This window comes from Nostoc sp. MS1, from assembly GCF_019976755.1.
Classification (GTDB): domain Bacteria; phylum Cyanobacteriota; class Cyanobacteriia; order Cyanobacteriales; family Nostocaceae; genus Trichormus.
The window spans coordinates 5502436-5523771 of record NZ_AP023441.1 but is presented as its reverse complement, the minus strand read 5'-3'; the positions used below and the strand labels follow the sequence as shown (position 1 = coordinate 5523771).

The window sequence follows — 21336 nt, the reverse complement described above, 5'->3', positions numbered from 1 at the left end:
TTAGACTAATAATATCTGTTGCCATCAAAACATGGGCTGATGTTCTGCGTCCCAACATTGCTTGTCATACCAATAGCGACCACTACGTTCACATTCAGATTGATTAGTCAACCACATAATTGATGTAGGCTGAAACGAACTACCACTAGCAGCAGAGACAGAAGATACAATGAAAGGGCTAATAGCTCTAATTGTGGCGTAGGTACAAGCTATTGCAGTTATGGATAATCCCGTGCATAGCAGATTGTTTACCGTGGATAATTTTTGATTTTTCTTGGTTCGCCCAATGTTTTTTGCTAATTTTGAATTGACTGAAACCATGTTAAGTCCCTGTAAATATTAAACTTTCGAGGGATGCACCTAATAAACTCGTTGTAATTTAATCTTGCGCTAGGATTACAATTCCTCCCAGAGAGAGATTACTATTTATTGAATTTATGCAATACATGAATCAGTTGACTATTGATACCACTACATAACAGCTTGTTAATAGGTATTAGCTGAGGAAAAGTAAAGATATTACAGATGCTTTATGTATTCTTGTCTAAAAACACTGTATAAATTGTGAGATTATAATCATCAACACTTAATCGCTACTGACAATAATTAGTACTTTTTATTACATTTAATACTGATTATATAGAAATATAGGAATCCGATTTGATTTCTGTATCCCTTACGGGAGCGTAGCCATAAAAATCTCAGTATTTGTAGGCATTGCCCACCGTATCATATCTTTGACGCTGCACTGCCCAACGCCACTTGCTTTATGTCGGGAAACCCGCCCAACGCAGTGGCTCCCCTACGTATATTTCAAAAATCAAGTATTCAGAAGGTAGATTTAACGCCTATCCCGCGTAATGGCTATCTTGTTAGTGTTAATTGTGTAGCTAAAAATTTAAGATTTTTAATACCTCAGAGAGAATTAGGAGAAATATGTCAGATTTTTACTTAAAACCTGATTTTTTCTGGCGATAATCTCTATCATAATAAAGTTACTAATAAGTTTTATAAGCAAGCATAAATGTCAATTGAAAAACAGTTTTAGCTTAAATTAATTTTCTATTTGATTTTTGAAATCGGCCGCAAGATAAGGTGGGTAATATTCACTCTACACTTAAACTACCGATATATAAATTTTTTCAACAATTAGATCAAATTGCTATATAACAAGTTTGTCTACATAACATTTTTCTCTAAACACTAATGTATAGTGATTATTTGCCATGAATTGTTTAGTGACGTAAATGTATTCTGTTAGTTTTTATATATGAACTGCTTCATTAACAATTATTTGTATTAATGAAGAACATATTGTTATGGAAATCAACCATTCAAATATTGAGCAAATTGTATGTCTATAAATCAAGAAGATATTACTGAATTAGAAACAAATTCGCTTCCACCTATCCCTATTCAAGAGATTTCTGAAGATAGGACTTTAACAGAAACGGTAATTTCTGCAACGCCAAAAAGATTTCTCAAAATCATTTCTAAATCAGAAATTCGCAATAGTCTCAAGGCATTAACTTTTGAGAGTGTTTTCGCCACGATTTTTTATAGTATTATTGGTGGCGCATTGTTGAGTAATTTCTTGTTAGAGTTAGGGGCCGGGCCTGTAGAAATTGGTTTACTGGCTGCTATCCCCCAAGTAGTGAATCTACTTCAGCCTTTGGGAGCATATTTAGTAAACCGCAGCTTGAGCTTTCGCAAGTACAGTATATCTATTTTTCTACCGCCTCGGTTGTTATGGTTAATTCTTGTACCAGCCATTTGGTTAACCAAGTCATCTTATATAGCTGGGCAGCAAGTAGTACAGTTAACTTTAATAATTCTTTTAGTTGGTAATATTATTGAAGCTTTCGGTCGTGCGCCTTGGCTTGGTTGGTCGGCTGTGTTAGTACCGCAAAAATTGAGAGGAAGATATTTCGGCTTTCGCAGTAGCATTCTTGGTTTAACAAATTTTGTTGGTGTGCCACTTTTAGGTCTAGTAGTATCGGTTTGGCCTGGGGGAACACTTCAAGGTTACAGCGCAATTCTGCTTATAGGAATCATACTGGGAATAATCAGTGTAGGTTGCCAAATGTGGATGACTGATGTCAATCCTCAGATGTTGAAAGATGATGATGCTAAGAAATCACAGTTTCAAGGAATAGATTTTAGCTTGCTCAAGGATACTAATTTTTTGAAGTTCGTGCTTTATTTAAGCATTTGGTGTTTTGCGGTTAATGTTAGCGCTCCCTTCTTTAACCTATATTTGCTAGATAACCTAAATATAGATATTAGTGTAGTGACGATTTATCACGGTTTGGGTACGGCTGCAAATATGTTAATGCTGCTTTTATGGGGTAAATTGGCCGATCGCATCGGTAATCGTCCGCTATTAGTATTGGTAGGTGTTTTGGTAGCGATAACTCCTTTGTTGTGGTTGGCGGTGGGAAGTAATCAACTTTCTTTCTGGGTTTACTTACCGTTACTGCACATATTAGCAGGTGGTACATGGGCAGCAATCGATTTATGTACCAACAATATGATGATGGGTATCGCACCTCTACGTTATCAGTCTGGTTATTTTGCGATCGTCGGCGCGGTTGCTGGTATAACTGGAGCAATTGGTATTACATTCGGTAGTTTCTTAGCAACTTTTCCGGCTATTGGTGGTTTACTAGGGCTATTTGCTCTCTCAGGCTTACTACGAATGGTGGCGCTTGTACCCCTAATTTTTGTCCAAGAACAACGTTCCATCTCATTAGGTCAGTTGATACGAATGTTGTTACCAGTTAAACACTCAGTAGATTTAGTGAATGTAGAGTAATCGAGCTAACTATGGGAATACTGTAATTAGAGTTAATACAGTAACCATCATGGCTCGGTCATTGCATCAACCAGGTGATGTAATCGTTGATCCTACCAAACAACCTGTGAGCGATCGCTATCGGATTGTCATAATCTTAGGCGAAGGCAATAGCAGTATTACTTATGCGGCGGAAGACATAACACAGTCTGGTGTCACCGTGGCAATTAAAGTCATTTCTCTCCAGCAAGCACAAGACTGGAAAGTTGTGGAGTTGTTTGAGCGGGAGGCGCAAGTACTAGCAAAACTCCAGCATCGGGGAATACCGCGTTATCTTAATTATTTTCACCTCGATACCGCAAGCGATCGCCGTTTTTACATTGTGCAAGAATTAGCGCCAGGAAAATCTTTGGCTGCATGGGTAGAACAGGGATGGCGCGGCGATGAAGCAACGCTCAAACAAATAGCGCGGCAGATATTAGCGATTCTAGTTTATTTGCAACGCTTATACCCGCCAGTCATTCATCGTGATATTAAACCACACAATATTATTCGTCATGAGGATGGCTCACTGTATTTAGTTGACTTTGGTGCAGTGCGAGATACTTACTACAGTACCTTAATGCGGGGTAGTACTGTTGTGGGAACTTATGGTTATATGGCTCCCGAACAGTTTCTTGGACAAGCTGTCCCAGCAACAGACTTGTATGGATTGGGAGCTACATTATTATATTTATTGACTCACAAATCGCCAGCAGAGTTACCTCAGAATGCTTTGTCTGTAGATTTTCGGGAGCATATTCAAGTTTCTGATGCTTTTGGGGAGTGGTTAGAAAAACTTTTAGAACCTGATGTGAAGGATCGCTTTCCTACCGCCGAAGCAGCTTTGTTAGCCTTAAGACAACCAGCAAAACCCTTACAAACAACTCAACTCTCCCCCCGTAATGCTCTCATCGCCTTAGTTATCGGTACACTGGCGGCAGTTTGGCTAGGTAACTCTTTTAAATGGAAAGTATTGAGTTCCTTTGGCTTGTCACCAAGGGGTGTATGTGACGATGTAAATGTTTTGCAAAACTACCTCCAGCAAGGCGGAAACCCTAACCTCCGCGTCAAACATTATCGATTTTTAAGTTGGCGTGGGGGTAGTCAATGGCCTTTGTTATTTTGTGTTTCTTCCCTTGCCAATGCAGAACTACTACTTAAACACGGTGCTGATCCCAACATTAGAGAGTCCTATGAACCAATCTTGTTTAAAACAGTACTTGATAATAGCTTGGATTTCATGAAATTGCTGTTGAAATACGGTGCAAGTCCCAATATTAGAGTTTACAGTGAAAGCAATCGGGGGCGATCGCACGAAGAAGCACCGATACTTCATTACATGATTTATAGAAATCAACCGGAATTTGCTGAACTTTTAATCAACAGTAATGGCATTAATGTCAACGAGCAAGATAGTTATGGTTACACACCTTTAGATTTGGCAATCAAGTTTCGTATGGTCAAGATAGGTCTGATGCTATTAGAAAAAGGTGCAACCCTAAATAAAGAATCTAATCCTCAACTTCTGCGTGAGTGGCAGCAAGAACTAGAAAAGCGAAAAAGTCAATAGGAAGCGAGAATGAACACCTTACATAACTATGGTGATGTGATTGCTGGACGCTATCAGATTCAGCGTGTTTTAGGACATGGGGGAATGGGTATTACTTATGCGGCAGAGGATTTGCAAATTCATCAACCTGTAGCGTTGAAGGTACTTTCTCTGCATCGCGTCAAAGATTGGAAAGCGCTGGAATTATTTGCACGCGAAGCAAAAATTTTGGCTAACCTCAGCTATCCAGGGATTCCCCAATATTTGAATTATTTTGAAATAGAAACAGATGAAAACCATGCTTTTTATCTGGTACAAGAACTAGCTCCAGGACAATCTCTATTTGAGCTAGTTAATCAAGGTTGGAAACCAAGCGTTGAAGAAGTCCAGGCGATCGCATCTCAAGTGCTAGAAATTCTGGTATATTTGCAACAGTTGACCCCGCCTGTAATTCATCGAGATATTAAGCCGCAAAATATTATCCGTCAGGAAAACGGTCAAATTTTTCTGGTAGATTTTGGTGCAGTTCAAGATACCTATCACAATACTGTAACAGGTGGTAGTACCGTTGTCGGAACCTTTGGTTATATGGCTCCCGAACAATTTCGCGGACAGGCTGTATTATCTACAGACTTGTATGGACTGGGAACCACTTTATTATTTTTGCTCACAGGTAAATCCCCCGCAGACTTACCACATCGTCAACTTACTATCGACTTTCGTAGTGTTGTGCAATTACCCAAACGCTTTGCAGCTTGGTTAGAGCGGATGATTGAACCAATTAGTACAGTCAGATTCCCCTCGGCTGTAGAAGCCTTAGTTGTTTTACAAGGAAAGCAACCACTCCCACCCCGTGCAAGCACTTATAAACGACCCAAACAAAGCAAAATTAAATTAACCACCACAACTAACAAAATGACTATTGATATACCTCCCTTACTCCTCAATAGTCCTCAGAGTTTGTGGTTGGGGTTATTGCCAATATTTGTATGTATCCCCATCTTTTGGATTACTTATGCTTGGATTATTGAGATATTAGAACCGAAAGCTGAGATTGACATTGGAAGAGAGTGGATATTTCGCCTTGCCATTTTGATGACTACCTTTGTTCCCTCGGCTTGTGTTATTTGCCTATATGCTGCTCAAAGTTTGTTCTTTAGTAGCGCCTTCGGTAGTCGTTATGAGATTGAGCCATTTTGGAAGATTCAATTAACATACTGTTTTGGACTGTTCACTTTGCAACTACCATCAATACGTACAAAGAAAAACGCCAAACTCCAGGCGAGTGTGACACCTATGCAGCAAGAGGTTGCTGTGATCAAAAATCTTAACTCGTATTGTACTTTAGCGATCGCCCCACTCAAAATCAACTTCGGACTATTCTTGAACAACAGCGAAAAAGCATGGTTAGTCAACGAAATCAACGCCTTTGCAGAGCGTCACAACAATGATCAAGAATAGCTTTAAAAAATATTAAATTGCTATTTTATTGTTATAAGTAGTATAAAAATGATGACTGAAATGAAATGGTACAACGAACCTGCTACCTGGAATGAACAGGCAGGAGTTATTTGTGTTAACGCATCTGCAAAAACTGATTTTTGGCAAAAGACTCACTATAATTTCATCCGTGATAACGGCAACTTCTACTATCAGGAGGTAAAGGGTAATTTCACAGTTGAAGTTAAAGTTATAGGAAATTATCAGGCTTTATATGACCAAGCTGGACTGATGATTCGTGAGAACGAAAATATCTGGCTCAAATGTGGCATTGAATATGTTGAGGAAGTGCAGAATGTCAGTGTTGTAGTGACACGAGATTATTCAGATTGGTCAGTAGTGCCTTTATTACAACCATCAAATGCCTTATGGTTACGCCTAGAACGTCGTGTCGAAACAGTAGAAGTACAGTATTCTCTAGATGGAAAGAATTATCAAATGTTGCGCCTAGCATATCTCACCCTTGCAGAAATAGTGCAAGTAGGACTAATGTGTGCTTCACCACAGGGTGATGGTTTCTCGGTGGTGTTTGAAGATTTCAGAATTACTCAATCATAGCAGTCCAGAAATTACATTTATACTTCACCCAATTGGGTGAATCAAATGGAGGAAGTTTGATACATCTTTCATCTTGTAACTTTAAACTACTCCTCCACACTTGGTTAATTCAATGAAAATCTCTAACTTGCTTAAATCAAAGCAAAATGCAGAATGGCCGAGATTAATTACTTTAACTTATAATCAATCTTTTCGTATACCGCAATCAGTAGATGAATTAGAAGTTTTATCAGGTTGCGCTTGGATAACTGTTGCTGGTCAAGATATTGTCCTCATAAAAAAGCAAATAGCATCAATACCACAAAGTAAAGATGGAGTGATCATTTCTTCTGTTAGCCAAGAACCTTTGGTTTTTGAGTTGCGAACTAAAGCCACAAATCTCACTTGGTAATATGGTAGGGGCCAGGGAACAATATAGTATATTTGCACTGATTGCTAGATTAACTTAGCACTTTCTCTTGACGGCTGTTGAAGCTTTGGCTATATTACTTACTATAAGTTAAGTAAGTTAATTGTTTGAAGTGGAGAATGTGTGAACGCTAAAGCAAATACTGGAAAATCTAGAGAGCAAGTACTGCAACTGGCTGAAGCTTTATTTAGTGAGCGAGGCTACACAGCAGTCACCTTGAGAGATATTGCAGAAGCGTTTGAAGTGCGTCAGGCTGCACTTTACTATCATTTTCCCGAAGGTAAAGAGCAGTTATTCTTTGAGGTGATTAAGCGCAGTTTTCTGCGTCACGGTCAAGGACTGAATCGTGCCATTTTACAAGCCGAACCCCACTTATCTAGCCAACTGAACAAAATGGCAGAGTGGCTACTTTCACAACCTCCACTCGACATGACTCGACTGGCGCGATCGGATCTACCTGCTCTGTCTCCAGAACATGCTCACGCTCTTCATGAGTTGGGAAATTCATCTCTGGTAGAGCCAATAGGGCAAGTTCTGACACAAGCTTACGAGCGAGGAGAGATTCGCTTGGTTGATGCCAAACTTATGGCTACCGTTTTTCTATCCCTAATTGATACAGTGCATGATATGCACCGATACAAGAACATCCCTAAGCAAGTTTTAGCTCAGGATGTGATTGACATACTGCTGGATGGAATGCGCCGTCGTTAATTTTTTTGTCTATTTACTTACTTAATTTTAAGTAAATACTTGATCTAGTTATTAAACTACAAAAGAGGGTTACAGCAATGATTGCAGCACCATATAGAGTTGCATTGGTTACAGGAGCCTCCTCTGGAATTGGTAAAGTGACAGCCACTGCATTGGCATCAGCCGGATTTACGACTTATGCCACAGCCCGAAATCTTCTAGCATTGGGCGATTTGGCTGCAAAAGGTTGCTACATTCTTCCATTGGATATCACAGATGAAGCATCCATGCTGGCTACTGTGCAAACCATAGAAGCCAAGCACGGTGCTATTTCTGTTTTGATTAACAATGCTGGCTATAACCAGATTGGCCCCTTAGAGGAGTTGACAATGGAAGATGTGCGCCGCCAGTTTGAAACCAACGTGTTTGGCTTACTGCGGATGTGTCAACTCGTACTGCCGGAAATGCGAGAGCAAGGATATGGACGGATTATCAATGTTGGCTCCATAGGGGGTACATTCACAACCCCTGGTAATGGCGCTTATCATGCCAGCAAGTATGCGGTTGAATCCTTCACGGATGCCCTACGTTATGAGGTTAAACCTTTTGGAGTGGATGTGGTCTTAATTCAACCAACAGGAGTCCGTACCCCATTTGTAGAAAAACTCTATGTCTCTATGCCACGAAGGGGAAGTGATAGCCCGTATGCAGTACTCAAGCAGAACATTGAGGCGCAGATTGCACAAATGTTTGCTGGTAATGCTTGGGGCATTCTAACTCCAACAGATGTGGCTAAGGTAATTGTCGAAGCTGCTATTGTTCGTCGTCCTCGTACTCGTTACCAAGTGGGATTGAGTGGAAAAATCTTCTCCTTGGTTCGCCGCCTTTTACCCGACCGTGCTTGGGATGCCTTGATGTCTCGCATGTTTCCAATGGGTGATGTAGCGGCTGCAAAGAGTCGCCGAAAAGCTTCACCATTCGAGGATTTTAAAGCAATGAATTAATTGGGGCTGAGTTTGATTTGCTTTATAGGTTACTTAATTTTAGGTAAGCCAAAGTATCAGCGATGCGGTTGATTAAATGGCGATCGCATCGCTACAAAATCTGTTTCCAGAAATACTGATTGAAACCTATGAATGTTGATTTACTCATTCGTACTTACTACAGTGAATTGAGTCGTGATCTACTCATTTACATCATCACTATCGCTGTTGCGGCTTTTATCACTTGGTCTGTTTGGTATCGTGTGCGGATTAAAAATAGGCATGGCTGGTTAGCAGGTGCATTAGTATTAACGATTGTGGGAGGCGCTCTGATCACCGCAGCTTACAGTTATCGAGTAGGCATTCCTGCAAAGTTAAATGCTGACTTAGTAGCAGCACAGACCAATCTTGACTTGGCTCGTCAGACGGTGATTTATCGATATGGATCTGAACCGGCAGTTGCACATTTCCGAATGCTGGCAATAATTTGGGCTGTTATTAGCTCAATAGCTCTGGCGGCAATGCTTACATATCGTCGTCCGGTGGTGTTGGGAATCTGTAGTGCCGTTCTGTTTTTGTGTGCAGCATCATTTGTGCTAGACCTCACCGCTTTTATGCGGGATTTGGTTTACGCTGCCCAGTGGATGGAGATGAAACCATAAAAGACATAACAAAGTATTTAAACGAACAATCAAACTTGGATTATCTTCGCCACCCATTAGCGATCGCCGCAATCGAAAACCAGTCAAATAAACCCTTTTGCGGCTGTGGAATTTCCGCCTGGGAAAAACTGACAATTTCTGGCAACACAACAGACTCGCTACTCGATAAAGAACGCTGAAATAAGTGAGTGCAATGAAACGGAGTCCGTATTACTTTTACTAGTTGTAATTTTGTTTGAGACAAGGTTGCACCGATGGCTTCCGCACCAAACACGCGCGAGTTACTGAAGTTTTCGCTTTTGTGTGGGGACGTTTTGACTCGATAGTCGTTGCTAGTCAATAGATAGCCGTTGGGCTTGAGTGCTTGAGCTAGCTTTTGTGCAACTTCTTGTAGGATAGTTTGATTGCCGACATAGTATAAGATTTCACTACAGATGATCAAGTCAAACCGTTCCGATGGAAGTTCATCCTGAGTAATATCAAACTGAATCAGTTTGACGTTTTCACATTGGTGCAAAACACATCGCTGATTTGCCCGCATTAATGCAATCGGTGAAATGTCTGCCGCTACCAATTTTTGTACACGCGCAGCTAATTGAACTGTAAATATACCTTCTGCACACCCTAATTCAAGTGCTTGAAAAATAGATGTGGATGGTAGAAGTTGTAGTTCTTGCTCATACTTCCATTGCTCATAAGCACTGACGTACTGCCAAGGATCACGAGCTAGTCGAAACAATGTATCAAAACTAAACTTCAGCCAAGCGCTATTGAAGTACCTTTGTAGTTGCTTGATTTCCATTAAATACCACCCTCATTACTTGGCGATGATATACGTAGTTGTGATGTACTACATATAACAAAGCTTTGTGCCAAGAAACGCTGTGCGATCGCTGCACCAATTCTAGATGAGGTGCTAACGATAAGACCAATGTTGGACATCATGGCCTCCCGTGCTATTGCATACATAATATTACTAAAATCGTATTATACGAAATTAGTAATATCTGTCAAGACACTAGGTACTAGCTGTCTGAGGCTCGATTCTGCTCGACAGCCTCAGCAACCTTTGCAAATAACTGCACAAATACAAGCTGTTCTTCATCCGTTAGCATCTCTAGCATCCGTCGGCAGTCTGTTAAATGCTTCTCAATAAAGACCTGTCGCATTGTACTTCCGTTCGGTGTCAGGACAAGCCTAACGACTCGACGATTATCTTCTGTACGTTTGCGTTCGACAAGACCTTTACGAACCAATCGATCAATGATACTAGTAGCTGTGGTTGGAGCTACGCCAAGATAAGTCGCTATATCACTATTAATGCAATTCTCCTGACTGCCAATAAAAATTAGGGCCTCGGTGTCCGAAATACCCAGTCCCGTTAAGTCATCAGCATGACTTGTCCGCGTTCCAGCTACCTTGAACGCGCGAGTTAGCTTGGAGACAGAAACAAACAAACTCTGAAGAAGCTCAATACGTACACTCATATTCGTATGATACGACCCATCTTGCACTATTTGCTTTTCTTAAAGCTTTTTACTCACATCTCTCGAATAAAAATTTTTATACTTGCACGAAAACCGACTTAACGATATTTGAAAATATGGTAGGAGCGATCGCTCTTATTCTACGAGTATTAGTTGAGGATTATACCTCTGTTACCAAATTATTACTACAGATAGTAGACAAATTGGAGCTTACAGTGATCTAGGCATAGGTGCTTAGTATCTATCAAAAAAAGCTAAATTAGTAATAGCTCATTTACCAGGATAAAGTCTATGGGTTCAGTTATAAGTACTACCTAGATGACCGTTCTTTTATGGGGTTTATTGATTTTTATTGTGTAATATTTTTAACTACCCTTGAGATTGTTTAAACGAGCAATCTCAAGAAATAGATTACAAAATAGACCTCTTGCATAAATATTTTTGTATTGCTGACAATACTATTTAAAAGCTGTTTACAGATAGTTTTATGGCAATCTTTGACCACTCATTTTTCATCTTGAAATTATTTGCAGTATTAGGTTGTGGACTAATGGCAGGCGTTTTCTTCGCATTCTCTGCATTCGTCATGAATGCTCTTGCTCGACTTCAACCGACACAGGGGATAGCGGCTATGCAGTCGATTAATATTACAGTGATTAATCCACTTTTTATGACGGTATTTTTGGGAACAGGTGGAATTTGTATTTTCCTTTTAATTTCCTCATTATTGAGGTGGCAACGAACGAATGCTGTCTATTTAATTACAGGTAGTTTACTCTACCTCATAGGTACATTAAGTGTAACAATTTTCTTTAATGTTCCACTTAATGAAGCATTAGCCTTGATTAAACCAGATAGTGCTGATGGGGTGCAGTTATGGACTACCTACCTAAATAATTGGACTTTCTGGAACCATATTCGAGCAGCAGCAGCACTTACAGCATCAGCATCACTCACTTTGGCAATTCGCTCTTGAGGATGACTGGGAATGTTTAGGATTTAATGACGCGATCGCCAAAAAATAGTTAACTGCTGAGTATTTTATTTCAAGTAATTCCGGATGATTACAAATTCTTTAGTAAAAATGTCTCATATGAATTTAGACATACATTTTACAACAATAGTATGCAGCTTTATACATTGTTTGAGATTGAGCGGATTCAGCAAGACATTCTTTATCTAGTTGAAGTGATGGAATGGGTAAAGAATTTTTTGGCAAAACCTCATGCTGATTTAGGCAGAAGTGGCTCTGTATGCCCTTTTATCCCTTACTCAGTCAAGTCAGATAGCATTCATATGGCGGTAATTCGTGTGAAAAATTTAGCACCTAAACAAGTAGAGGATATTGTATTCAAACATAGAGATATCTTTCTAGACATAGAAACACGCGATAAAAAAGCCTGTATCAATAAAGCTTTTTTACTCATCTTTCCTGATATTGATATGGATGATGCTGCCACTCTCATTGATGATATTCAACAAAAACTCAAACCCTTTTTTGTGGAAAAAGGTTTAATGATTGGAGAATTTCACAAACGTACAGCAACTAGGGGACTGCATAATCCAAATTTCTATCCTCTACGTAGCCCTATTCCCCTGTTAGCTATACGTTTCATGGTTGAAGCTGATCTACCTTTTCTTCTGAATACAGACAATCTACATTTACGTATTCAATATCTAGAAGCTTATTTACAGCATTTTCAGCAAGAAGCGAAAGATGAAACAAGATTAAAAACTGCTTATCAAGAGTTGGTTTTAGCTAGAGAGAAAATAACAAAAGAAAGTTGTATAGATTTAGACTATGAAAGACTTTCTAAGAGAAATCTATCATGCCCCTTTCTACACTAAGGCTAATCTCTGACTTTTAGTTATAGATACTAGTAATTTTTAAATATACACAGTATTAATTTTTAATTTTAAATACCCAATTCCAACAAACAGTAATTCTTTTATTTTATACAGATGCAAATTAACACCAAGCAATCATACTCTCAGTCCAAAAATAATGTAGATAGCGCTAACAATGTTATTAAACATACACTACTTTTACAGCAAACTAATAACACTCAATTATGTGTTCATCAAATGTTTGAGGCACAGGTAGAAAAATCTCCTGGTGCAGTTGCAGTGGTATATCTAGACGAGAACGAATTTACAGAACGTGCTACGCACATCGCCGTTCCCCACAAACCTAGTGAACTAACTTACCAACAGTTAAATCAAAAAGCAAACCAGCTAGCACACCACTTGCGTACATTGGGAGTTGGGTCTGAGATATTGGTTGGTATTTACATGAATCGTTCCTTAGAGATGATAGTAGCAATACTAGGAGTTCTCAAAGCTGGTGGCGCTTATGTACCTTTAGATCCGGCTTATCCTCCAGAACGGTTAGCCTTCATTTTAGAGGATACAAAAACACCAGTTATGCTCACCCAGGAAAAACTGCTGGGTAAACTACCAACTCATGAAACGCAGGTAGTTTGTGTGGACTCAGAGTGGGAAGTAATCGCTCACAATAGCCAGGAGAATCCTGTAAATTGGACAACACCAGAGAATCTGATCTACGTCATTTACACTTCTGGCTCTACAGGACAGCCAAAGGGTGTGATGATTCCCCATTGTGGTATTTGCAATCAACTACACTGGCGGCAAACAACTTTTGGTTTAACTGATACAGATAAAGTCCTGCAAACTATATCTTTTAGCTTTGACCCCTCTGTCTGGCAGATATTTTGGCCGTTATGCTTCGGCGCACAGTTAATATTGCCCCGTTCAGGTGGACATCAAGACAGCGCCTATCTTGTGAAGACAATTATTGAACAGCAAATTACTGTTTTGGCAATGGTTCCTTCTATGCTGCGTGTTTTGCTGGAGGAGAAAGGGATTGAGAACTGCCAAGGCCTCAAGCATATTACCTGTGGTGGTGAAGCTTTAACAGTCGAACTCATAGATCGCTTTTTTGCTCGTCTGAACTTAGATAATGTTCTGCATAATTGCTATGGCCCCACAGAAGCCTCTATTGATGCCACCTTTTGGACGTGCCAGCGCCAGACAAATTATGTCACCGCTCCCATTGGTCGCCCCATTGCTAATGCGGAAATTTATATCCTAGACTCTGATTTACAACCTGTACCTGTGGGTGAACCTGGAGAATTACACATTGGTGGTATTGGTTTGGCACGAGGTTATCTCAATCGTCCCGAATTAACAGCACAGAAGTTCATTCCTCACCCTTTTAATTCCTCAGAACGCCTTTATAAAACTGGAGATTTAGCCCGTTACTTGAGCGATGGTAACATTGAGTTCCTCGGCCGCCTTGATCAGCAAGTGAAGATTCGTGGCTTCCGCATTGAGTTAGAAGAAATCGAGGCGAAGCTATTGCTACACCCAGGTGTGCAGACAACCATAGTTATAGCCCATGAAGATAAGCTAGATAATAAGCGGTTAGTCGCCTATATAGTTCCAAAAGCAGGACAAACGCTCACAACTACCGAACTCCGAGGCTTTCTTAAGCAGAGATTGGCAGATTATATGATACCGTCAGCTTTTGTCATGCTGGAATCTCTACCTCTAACAGCTAACGGTAAAGTTGATCGCCGTGCTTTACCCGCACCAGAACAAAATCGCCCCGAACTAGCAATAGACTTTATCGCACCAACAAACGAGGTAGAACTCAAGTTAACACAGATTTGGCAAGAGGCTTTAGGTATTAATTTCATTGGTGTTAAAGACAATTTCTTTGATTTAGGTGGACATTCCCTCGTTGCTTTGCGCTTACTATCACTACTAGAGCAGAGATTTGGTAAAAGCCTTCCCCTATCAACTTTCTTGCAAGCCCCAACAGTGGAACAAATAGCCAAGATTCTCCAGCAGGAAGAATCGCCTACACTGTGGGAACCGCTTATTTCCATTCAACCCAATGGTAAGAAACCACCGCTATTCTGCATACACGCTGCGGATGGTAATGTTATCGCCTTCCATAACTTAGTGAGTTATTTGGATGCCGACCAACCAGTTTATGCCCTGCAACCACACGGATTGGATGGGAAAAAACCTTTCCATACCAAAATTGAGGATATGGCATCTGACTATGTTAGAGAAATTCGTACTATCCAACCACAGGGGCCTTACTTACTAGCAGGTTATTCTGCTGGTGGTGTCATTGCTTTTGAGATGGCGCAACAACTGATAGACCAAGGAGAAAAGGTGGAGCTGTTAGGGTTGTTTGATACTTATAGTTCAGCTTATTTCCATGAGTCGTTGCCTCAATGGATTTCTCGTCACTGGCGGAACTTTTTAGGACTTAAATTACAGCAGAAATTGGAGTATTTACTTATAGAAATCCAGAAATTTATCCTCAAGATTCAGAAAGATTCAGGTATAAATAATGCTAAGGATGTATCTGTGCAATACAACCTCAGCCCTATGGAGATGAGTTTGTTTGCAACTCAAAGACAAGCTGTTAAAAACTACTGCCCACAGGTATATTCAGGTAAAATCACCCTGTTTCGGAGTAGTGAGCAGCCTTTGTGGCTGGCAGGCGATCGCAAATTAGGTTGGCAAGGACTAGCAGAAGTTGAAGTTCACGATATTCCCGGCAACCACAATAATATACTTAGAGCCAACGTTAAGTTTCTGGGCGAGAAATTGAGGGATTGTTTGAAAAGAACGAATATTAAGCAGTAATTAGCTATTAAGTTACTTTTCCCAATTACGAACTAAATTTTGACAACCTTATCTTGTATTATTTCTGCCGACTTACCGTTTGTCGGCTATTTTTATTTTTTAGTTCACCATTTTAGCATTTTGTCAATATATTATTTTTTTTATCAAAATATAAACAAAATCTCTTCTACCTAAAGCCTAATATTTAGATTTCTCTCTACAGAAAATCCTACCTAAAGACATAAATACATTTTACCTTTTTATGTCTTATTATTGTGCTGAAGTTAAATGAGAAAATCGTAGGTATTAGGAATTAAAGATGTTGCTGAAGCTCAAAGTTAGATTAAATATTATTTATCATACTATATAAATTGATTTTATTAAGAACACATAATTTTAGTTTACAGGGATATTGACTTGCTAACAGAACCTATTATTTCATTTACAATTCTACTAGCGATTATCTTTATTGTCCCGCCGTTATTCGAGCGATTAAAACTACCAGGATTGGTAGGTTTGTTAGTAGCGGGTGTGATATTTGGGCAAAATGGATTCAAGCTTTTAAATTCTGATTCTGAAACAATTAAACTGCTTTCCGATATTGGTAAAGTATATCTAATGTTTGTCGCCGGATTGGAAATTGATATAGATCAGTTTCGACAAACTAAAAATCGCTCGATTGGCTTTGGTACTCTGACATTTTTAGTACCTTTAATTGCTGGCATCGTTGTAGGACGTTTATTTAACTTCAGTTGGAATGCTTCTTTTTTGATTGGGTCTTTGCTGGCTTCTCATACTCTCTTAGCTTATCCAATTGTTAGCCGTTTAGGAGTTGTGGCTGATGAGGCTGTCACTGTTACTATCGGTGCAACCATTTTCACTGACACTGGTGCTTTGTTAGTTTTGGCTATCTGTGTTGGTATTCATGCAGGCGATTTTACAGTTTTCAAATTAATCAGTTTATTAGCTGGTTTAGCAATTTACTCTGTTGTCATCTTATTTGGTTTTAATAAAGCCGGGAAAGAATTTTTTCGCCGCACTGGAGATGAAGAAGGTAATCAATTCTTATTTGTCTTATTGGCGCTATTTTTAGCTTCTGTCGGCGCACAAGTTATTGGCGTTGAAAAAATTGTTGGTGCATTTCTTGCAGGTTTAGCAGTTAATGGGGTGTTAGGAAATAGCCCTGTTAAAGAAAAAGTTGAGTTTGTTGGTAGCGTTTTATTTATCCCTTGTTTCTTTGTAGACATGGGATTATTAATTAATATCCCAGCTTTCCTAAAAACCCTCAGTTCAATTGGGTTGACTGCGGCAATTGTCGTAGCATTGATTGGCAGTAAACTTATCGCCGCATTCTTAGCTAAAGTATTGTACCGTTACAATTTGCCTCAGATGTTGACCATGTGGTCATTATCTCTACCCCAAGTGGCGGCTACATTGGCGGCGACGCTGGTGGCCTATGAAGCACTCAACCCGGCTGGACAGCGCCTCATCAATGAGAATGTTCTCAACAGTGTGATCGTTCTCATGTTGGTTACTGCTACTTTAGGCCCAGTAATTACAGCTAGGGTTGCTAGCGCTTTACAACCACTTCCGGCTAAGAACTGGGAAACAGATAGTTTGGCACTGTGGTGGCAATCTTATGGTGAGCCAACTTCCTCCACAAGAGAACCAAACGATGCTGAAAATTTACTGGAAAGTTTATCAATACCAAAAGAAGGGGAAAGCTCATCCAAGTCATTTACTGTAGTTGTTCCCATTTACAACCCACAGACGCAACGCTACTTGATAGAAATGGCAGCTATGCTAACTAGTCATGAATCTGGGCGAATTATGCCTTTAGCTATTACTAAAGCTCACATTCATATGGATGATCCACAATTAATTTCATCTATTGAGCAAAGTCAACAGAGATTAAGCATGGCTTTAGAAATTAGCCGAGAATTTGCTGTAGAGGTTTCTCCAGTTATTCGTATTGATGACAACATAGCTTTAGGAATTACTCGCACCAGTCGAGAACAAAATGCTAATTTAATAGTGATGGGTTGGGGGCGTAATACTGGATTTCGCGCCCGTTTATTTGGTAGTTTGATTGATAGTGTTTTTTGGTCTGCTCACTGTCCAGTGGCAGTTGCTAATTTACTAAATAGCCCTTCACAAATTAAACGTATCCTCGTACCTGTTGATAGTTTAACGCGCTTAACTATTGGAACTATACGTTTTGCTCAGATTTTAGCTAATGCTAATCAGGCTGAAGTCGTTCTTCTACATGTTTGCAATCGTTACACACCTGCGCAACAAGTTAATTCATTCACATCTGAGTTATCTAATATTGTTGCTCAAGGTCAGTTACAGGCAAATACAACTGTTGAAACTATTGTTGGAGATGATATTGCCAAAGTGATTATTGAGCAAAGCCGTAACTTTGACTTAGTTATGTTACGTTTTGTTCGCTATCGTACCAGTGGTGGGTTAGCTGTCAGTGAGGTGACAACGCAAGTTATGAAAAATTTAAAATGTTCCATTGTCTTGCTAGGTGAACCTCAATCATTTCCAGTTATGTCTAAACAAGGATACAGGGAAACAAGAAAAGGTACAGGGGTATTAGGTGTTCAAAACCTTTAGATTAAATTGGCAAAGAAAATATAAAGAACTGGATTTGGCTTACGCATCAGTTATTTAATTTCACTCAATAAATATTAGGGGTGCAAGGTCTTGCGCCCCTATACCAATTCATCGGTGACAAACATTTTTGAGAATAGTATAACATTAGCCGACTACCCAACAAGCCAGGGGGTAGGAGGTGATTATCGTTATGAATTATGGTCTAGTGATGATAACCAGAGTTACTATTTGAAAATTTGGTTACGTCAAGCTATTTCAGACAGTGATTCTTATACTACAAGCATAAGCTTTGACTCTAGTAGGGAAGCTCTAGTTTATTTTGATTGTAATTACGCTGAAAGAAATTTACCAGAATGCCCTAAGTAACGTGAGTTCGGCTGGTTGAAAATAGCACGAAAAAAGGTTGACACCCTTTCTTGATGTAGCCATAGATGTAATTTATTCTGCACCGTAGAGACGTTATATGCAACGTCTCTACATCATGTATTTATGCCAATTTCATAGAGAATTGATATGAAACTGTAGCAAAAATAAACAACTGTCTTTATAAGGCTTTTTTCCTCTTACCCCAGTCCACTTTAGGCTTTATCCCCATTTTTGATAATGATATTTGGTTTCATGATATTACTGGGGCGATCGCCATTTATTTTGACTTACCAGGGCAAGCACAACAGTAGTATTTATTAACTTTATTTACAATTTCTCAGATTAAAAACTGGAGCATATTCTGGATTTTCGCGTATGAAAGCTTTTATTTGCAATTTTATAGCCTAATTGCACGTCTTATACCCCAAATTATTATTAGTTCTTGGGGTCATTGTCGGCAAGATGATAGAGATATAGTTCTGCTACTTCCTCACGTTAACCCCTATTACAACCTTTTTTAACATAGTCCTAATAAGGAGCTGGGGATGAATACCCTTGCACATGAAGTTTACATGAACATAGTCCAAGCCCAGAAAACAGAAGATATACCCTCAGATGCACTTGACGAGCAGTACGATACTGCCTCCATCATGGGCGGACTTTACGGCGATGGTATTATTGGGTTGAAAAGCGCGTTCGCACCAACATGGGCAGATCAACTGGGTGAGGATATTGAGGTTCTTTTCTCAGAAGCGCTTGCACGCCCCGGTGGAGCGGTAGGGCGAGGGCCTAATCGATACTATGTAGAGATTCACCCAGAGAGAATCAGGGGATTTCTCGACCTTGTGACGCATCCTTGGGTTGTGGCAGTATCAAAAGCGATTTTGGGAGAGGACTATAAAATCGTGGAGATTGGGTTCGATGTTCCTCTCGCTGGCTCTATGAATCAGCCTTGGCATCGTGACTTTTCTACACCTGAAGCCACCCTGAAAGGACGCAGACTCAACTCGCTCGCCTTCAACTTGACCACTGTGGACGTTGAAGAAGACATGGGGCCTTTCGAGATAGCACTTGGTACTCAGTGGGATCGACCCATTGGATTTACACATGAGATGTTCCCGCCTAAATCTCTCTACGACCGATACCAACAACGCGCCGTGAGAAAAATGCCCAAGCGTGGAGATATATCTGTCCGGTCAGCATTGACAATTCATCGCGGGACTGCCAACCAATCGCAAAAATCCCGCCCAGTGTTGGTACTCGGCGTAGATGCTCCTGATGCTAAAAACTGGGAGCGACACGACCTCCAATTTACTCGTGCTTATTACGAGACTATTCCTGCACAACACCGAAAGCATTTGACTTGCCGAATCGTCGATGAGCTAGAACCTATTGTACAAGCGCATACAATCGAAGGGCTTGTCATGGGTGAGGCTTAACATTACCAGTGATCATGCCAATGTTAGACATGGTTCCTGCAAGAGAGAATGGATTGAGCCTGGGCGATCGCGCAAAAAACCACCCCTCCTTCCACCAATCACAGCTTGAATTTCTGCGACGATGGATAGGGCAATTTCTTCGGGTGTTTCGGCTGCAATATCTAGTCCTACAGGGTTATAAATGCGTTGTTTTTGTGCATCTGTAACTAAGATATTTTCCTTGGCTAAATCATCCCACATTTGCTGCATCCGGCGTTTTGGTCCTAACACCCCCAAATAACGCACTGGTGAAGTAATTAGGGTTTTAAGAAATGCTAAATCGCTTAGATAGCGGTGTGTCATGACAACTGCTACAGTTTGCGGTGTGAGCAAATATTTGTATGAGTCGAGATGATCGGCTTCACACCAGAGAATTTGGTCAGCTTGGGGAAAGCGATCGCTCCTGAGATATCCTGGTCGATCATCAATGACTGTAACTTGCCAACCTAGATTTTTTGCCAACTGCACCACAGGAATTGCATCATACCCAGAGCCAAATACAAGCAGTGGAACTAAGGGGTGAATTACCTCAATCAATACATCAACTCGTCCTGGAGTTAAGGTATATGATTGTACACAAGTTTGTTTTGCTTCTAGTACATCACAAGTATTTTTTTCTATCTTTTGAGCAATGACGGCGTTGCTAATACTATTAATTACCGTGCCATCCGCTTTCAACATCAATCGAGAACCAACGGTAATATCTGAGACTCCCTCTACTTGAAAGACAGTTGCGATCGCCCCTACTTGCCCAGACTGTAAACAATCCTGAATAAAGGACATCTGACTGGCAGCAACTTCACCATCCAGCGATTCAATCAGAACATCCACAACACCGTTACAACCCAAACCAAAGCCAAATACAATATCTTCACCCGATGTTGTATCATATCTGACTACCATCGGCTCACCACCATAAAACATGAGTGATTGCGCCCGTTCAAACACATCGCCTTCCAAACAGCCGCCGCTAATGGCACTAATCATCTGTCCATCTTCTAGTAGTAGCATCCGCGCCCCTGGTCGGCGGTAAACTGAGCCACTTGTTTGGACTACAGTTGCTAAAACAGTTCGCTGCCCAGACTTTTGACTATGTGCAAATGCTTGTAGGATATGTTGTAACTCATTCATAATATTTGATTAGTCACTTATAGAAATAAGTAATAGAAAGATTTCTAAATTCAGGAGCTTTTAACTAGGCTTTGTGTTTCTAATTAAAGTTTCAATTAAAAGTATTTTTTCAAGCTAAAACAATGCTTATTTTATTTGTTGATAATCAATATAAGCCCTCAAAGCTAAAGATTATGATAAGCACATTAGTAAGAAAATAACAAGCTGCATCAGGAGTAAGTAAAAATATTTATCTAAAATTTTTATGTGAGTACCAAAATTAAAAGATTAAATTTTTATCAGTAAAGAAAATAAGTTTAGTTAAAATTTATTTTGTAAGCTGAACAACGAGATAAAAAAGACTCAAATACGTTAAGTTTTTAATACTACCCAAAAGCAAAAATTATATTGTTAGTGAAAA

18 protein-coding genes are annotated in these 21336 nt (G+C 39.9%); 13 read left to right on the top strand and 5 right to left on the bottom strand.

The features are described 5' to 3' along the window. Positions 1–24 precede the first annotated feature (24 nt). Complete coding sequence (locus NSMS1_RS23840; RefSeq protein ID WP_224087179.1) at positions 25–321, bottom strand: hypothetical protein; 297 nt, start codon at positions 319–321, stop codon at positions 25–27. A 1033-nt stretch (positions 322–1354) separates the two neighbouring features. On the opposite strand from NSMS1_RS23840, the gene NSMS1_RS23835 reads away from it, so the two are divergent. The 8 genes from NSMS1_RS23835 (at position 1355) to NSMS1_RS23800 (ending at position 9187) form a co-directional block, all read left to right on the top strand. After that, positions 1355–2815, top strand: coding sequence for an MFS transporter (locus NSMS1_RS23835; RefSeq protein WP_224087178.1), 1461 nt, complete (start codon positions 1355–1357; stop codon positions 2813–2815). Positions 2816–2864: 49 nt separating this feature from the next. After that, entirely contained in the window at positions 2865–4406 is a 1542-nt protein-coding gene (locus tag NSMS1_RS23830) for a serine/threonine-protein kinase (protein ID WP_224087177.1), read from the top strand. 9 nt (positions 4407–4415) lie between these two features. Continuing rightward, entirely contained in the window at positions 4416–5846 is a 1431-nt protein-coding gene (locus NSMS1_RS23825) for a serine/threonine protein kinase (protein ID WP_224087176.1), read from the top strand. 51 nt (positions 5847–5897) lie between these two features. Then, a complete protein-coding gene (locus NSMS1_RS23820) occupies positions 5898–6443 on the top strand; it encodes a DUF1349 domain-containing protein (RefSeq protein WP_224095333.1) in 546 nt (181 codons plus the stop codon). 112 nt (positions 6444–6555) lie between these two features. Further along, positions 6556–6834: a hypothetical protein gene (locus tag NSMS1_RS23815; RefSeq protein ID WP_224087175.1), complete on the top strand. Its 279-nt coding sequence runs from the start codon at positions 6556–6558 to the stop codon at positions 6832–6834. 141 nt (positions 6835–6975) lie between these two features. Next, positions 6976–7563 (top strand): TetR/AcrR family transcriptional regulator, encoded by a 588-nt coding sequence (locus NSMS1_RS23810; RefSeq protein WP_224087174.1) that lies wholly within the window; start codon positions 6976–6978, stop codon positions 7561–7563. Between the two features lie 77 nt (positions 7564–7640). Then, a complete protein-coding gene (locus NSMS1_RS23805; RefSeq protein WP_224087173.1) occupies positions 7641–8546 on the top strand; it encodes an SDR family NAD(P)-dependent oxidoreductase in 906 nt (301 codons plus the stop codon). 128 nt (positions 8547–8674) lie between these two features. Further along, complete coding sequence (locus NSMS1_RS23800) at positions 8675–9187, top strand: hypothetical protein (protein WP_224087172.1); 513 nt, start codon at positions 8675–8677, stop codon at positions 9185–9187. A 40-nt stretch (positions 9188–9227) separates the two neighbouring features. Here the strand turns inward: NSMS1_RS23800 and NSMS1_RS23795 are convergent, their stop codons facing one another. From NSMS1_RS23795 to NSMS1_RS23785, 3 genes are all read right to left on the bottom strand, one after another. Further along, positions 9228–9989 carry a class I SAM-dependent DNA methyltransferase gene (locus NSMS1_RS23795; protein ID WP_224087171.1) on the bottom strand — a complete coding sequence of 254 codons (762 nt, stop codon included), beginning with the start codon at positions 9987–9989 and terminating at the stop codon, positions 9228–9230. Continuing rightward, on the bottom strand, positions 9989–10132 hold the full coding sequence (locus tag NSMS1_RS23790) for a hypothetical protein (protein ID WP_224087170.1): 144 nt from the start codon (positions 10130–10132) through the stop codon (positions 9989–9991). Before NSMS1_RS23790 ends, NSMS1_RS23795 begins: the two co-directional genes overlap by 1 nt. Positions 10133–10212: 80 nt before the next feature. Then, entirely contained in the window at positions 10213–10674 is a 462-nt protein-coding gene (locus NSMS1_RS23785) for a MarR family winged helix-turn-helix transcriptional regulator (protein WP_224087169.1), read from the bottom strand. Positions 10675–11191: 517 nt separating this feature from the next. On the opposite strand from NSMS1_RS23785, the gene NSMS1_RS23780 reads away from it, so the two are divergent. The 5 genes from NSMS1_RS23780 to NSMS1_RS23760 all read left to right on the top strand — a co-directional run bounded on the left by NSMS1_RS23780 (position 11192) and on the right by NSMS1_RS23760 (position 19766). Continuing rightward, positions 11192–11650 carry a DUF1772 domain-containing protein gene (locus NSMS1_RS23780; protein ID WP_224087168.1) on the top strand — a complete coding sequence of 153 codons (459 nt, stop codon included), beginning with the start codon at positions 11192–11194 and terminating at the stop codon, positions 11648–11650. A 149-nt stretch (positions 11651–11799) separates the two neighbouring features. After that, positions 11800–12522, top strand: a complete 723-nt coding sequence (locus NSMS1_RS23775) for a DUF6875 domain-containing protein (RefSeq protein WP_224087167.1) — start codon at positions 11800–11802, stop codon at positions 12520–12522. Between the two features lie 114 nt (positions 12523–12636). Further along, positions 12637–15360: a non-ribosomal peptide synthetase gene (locus NSMS1_RS23770; protein ID WP_317986529.1), complete on the top strand. Its 2724-nt coding sequence runs from the start codon at positions 12637–12639 to the stop codon at positions 15358–15360. Between the two features lie 390 nt (positions 15361–15750). Further along, entirely contained in the window at positions 15751–17961 is a 2211-nt protein-coding gene (locus NSMS1_RS23765) for a cation:proton antiporter (protein ID WP_224095331.1), read from the top strand. Positions 17962–18872: 911 nt separating this feature from the next. After that, a complete protein-coding gene (locus NSMS1_RS23760) occupies positions 18873–19766 on the top strand; it encodes a phytanoyl-CoA dioxygenase family protein (RefSeq protein WP_317986528.1) in 894 nt (297 codons plus the stop codon). Positions 19767–19778: 12 nt separating this feature from the next. On the opposite strand, the gene NSMS1_RS23755 is transcribed toward NSMS1_RS23760, so the two are convergent. Next, a complete protein-coding gene (locus NSMS1_RS23755; RefSeq protein ID WP_224087166.1) occupies positions 19779–20936 on the bottom strand; it encodes an XdhC family protein in 1158 nt (385 codons plus the stop codon). Positions 20937–21336: the final 400 nt, after the last annotated feature.

Excerpts from the sequence above, each read along its gene's own strand:
- NSMS1_RS23800 (WP_224087172.1), top strand. The coding sequence starts at position 8,675 with ATGAATGTTGATTTACTCATTCGTACTTACTACAGTGAATTGAGTCGT.
- NSMS1_RS23830 (WP_224087177.1), top strand. The coding sequence starts at position 2,865 with ATGGCTCGGTCATTGCATCAACCAGGTGATGTAATCGTTGATCCTACC.
- NSMS1_RS23825 (WP_224087176.1), top strand. The coding sequence starts at position 4,416 with ATGAACACCTTACATAACTATGGTGATGTGATTGCTGGACGCTATCAG.
- NSMS1_RS23755 (WP_224087166.1), bottom strand. The coding sequence starts at position 20,936 with ATGAATGAGTTACAACATATCCTACAAGCATTTGCACATAGTCAAAAG.
- NSMS1_RS23795 (WP_224087171.1), bottom strand. The coding sequence starts at position 9,989 with ATGGAAATCAAGCAACTACAAAGGTACTTCAATAGCGCTTGGCTGAAG.
- NSMS1_RS23785 (WP_224087169.1), bottom strand. The coding sequence starts at position 10,674 with ATGAGTGTACGTATTGAGCTTCTTCAGAGTTTGTTTGTTTCTGTCTCC.
- NSMS1_RS23770 (WP_317986529.1), top strand. The coding sequence starts at position 12,637 with ATGCAAATTAACACCAAGCAATCATACTCTCAGTCCAAAAATAATGTA.
- NSMS1_RS23840 (WP_224087179.1), bottom strand. The coding sequence starts at position 321 with ATGGTTTCAGTCAATTCAAAATTAGCAAAAAACATTGGGCGAACCAAG.
- NSMS1_RS23815 (WP_224087175.1), top strand. The coding sequence starts at position 6,556 with ATGAAAATCTCTAACTTGCTTAAATCAAAGCAAAATGCAGAATGGCCG.
- NSMS1_RS23760 (WP_317986528.1), top strand. The coding sequence starts at position 18,873 with ATGAATACCCTTGCACATGAAGTTTACATGAACATAGTCCAAGCCCAG.
- NSMS1_RS23775 (WP_224087167.1), top strand. The coding sequence starts at position 11,800 with ATGCAGCTTTATACATTGTTTGAGATTGAGCGGATTCAGCAAGACATT.
- NSMS1_RS23835 (WP_224087178.1), top strand. The coding sequence starts at position 1,355 with ATGTCTATAAATCAAGAAGATATTACTGAATTAGAAACAAATTCGCTT.
- NSMS1_RS23805 (WP_224087173.1), top strand. The coding sequence starts at position 7,641 with ATGATTGCAGCACCATATAGAGTTGCATTGGTTACAGGAGCCTCCTCT.
- NSMS1_RS23790 (WP_224087170.1), bottom strand. The coding sequence starts at position 10,132 with ATGATGTCCAACATTGGTCTTATCGTTAGCACCTCATCTAGAATTGGT.
- NSMS1_RS23820 (WP_224095333.1), top strand. The coding sequence starts at position 5,898 with ATGACTGAAATGAAATGGTACAACGAACCTGCTACCTGGAATGAACAG.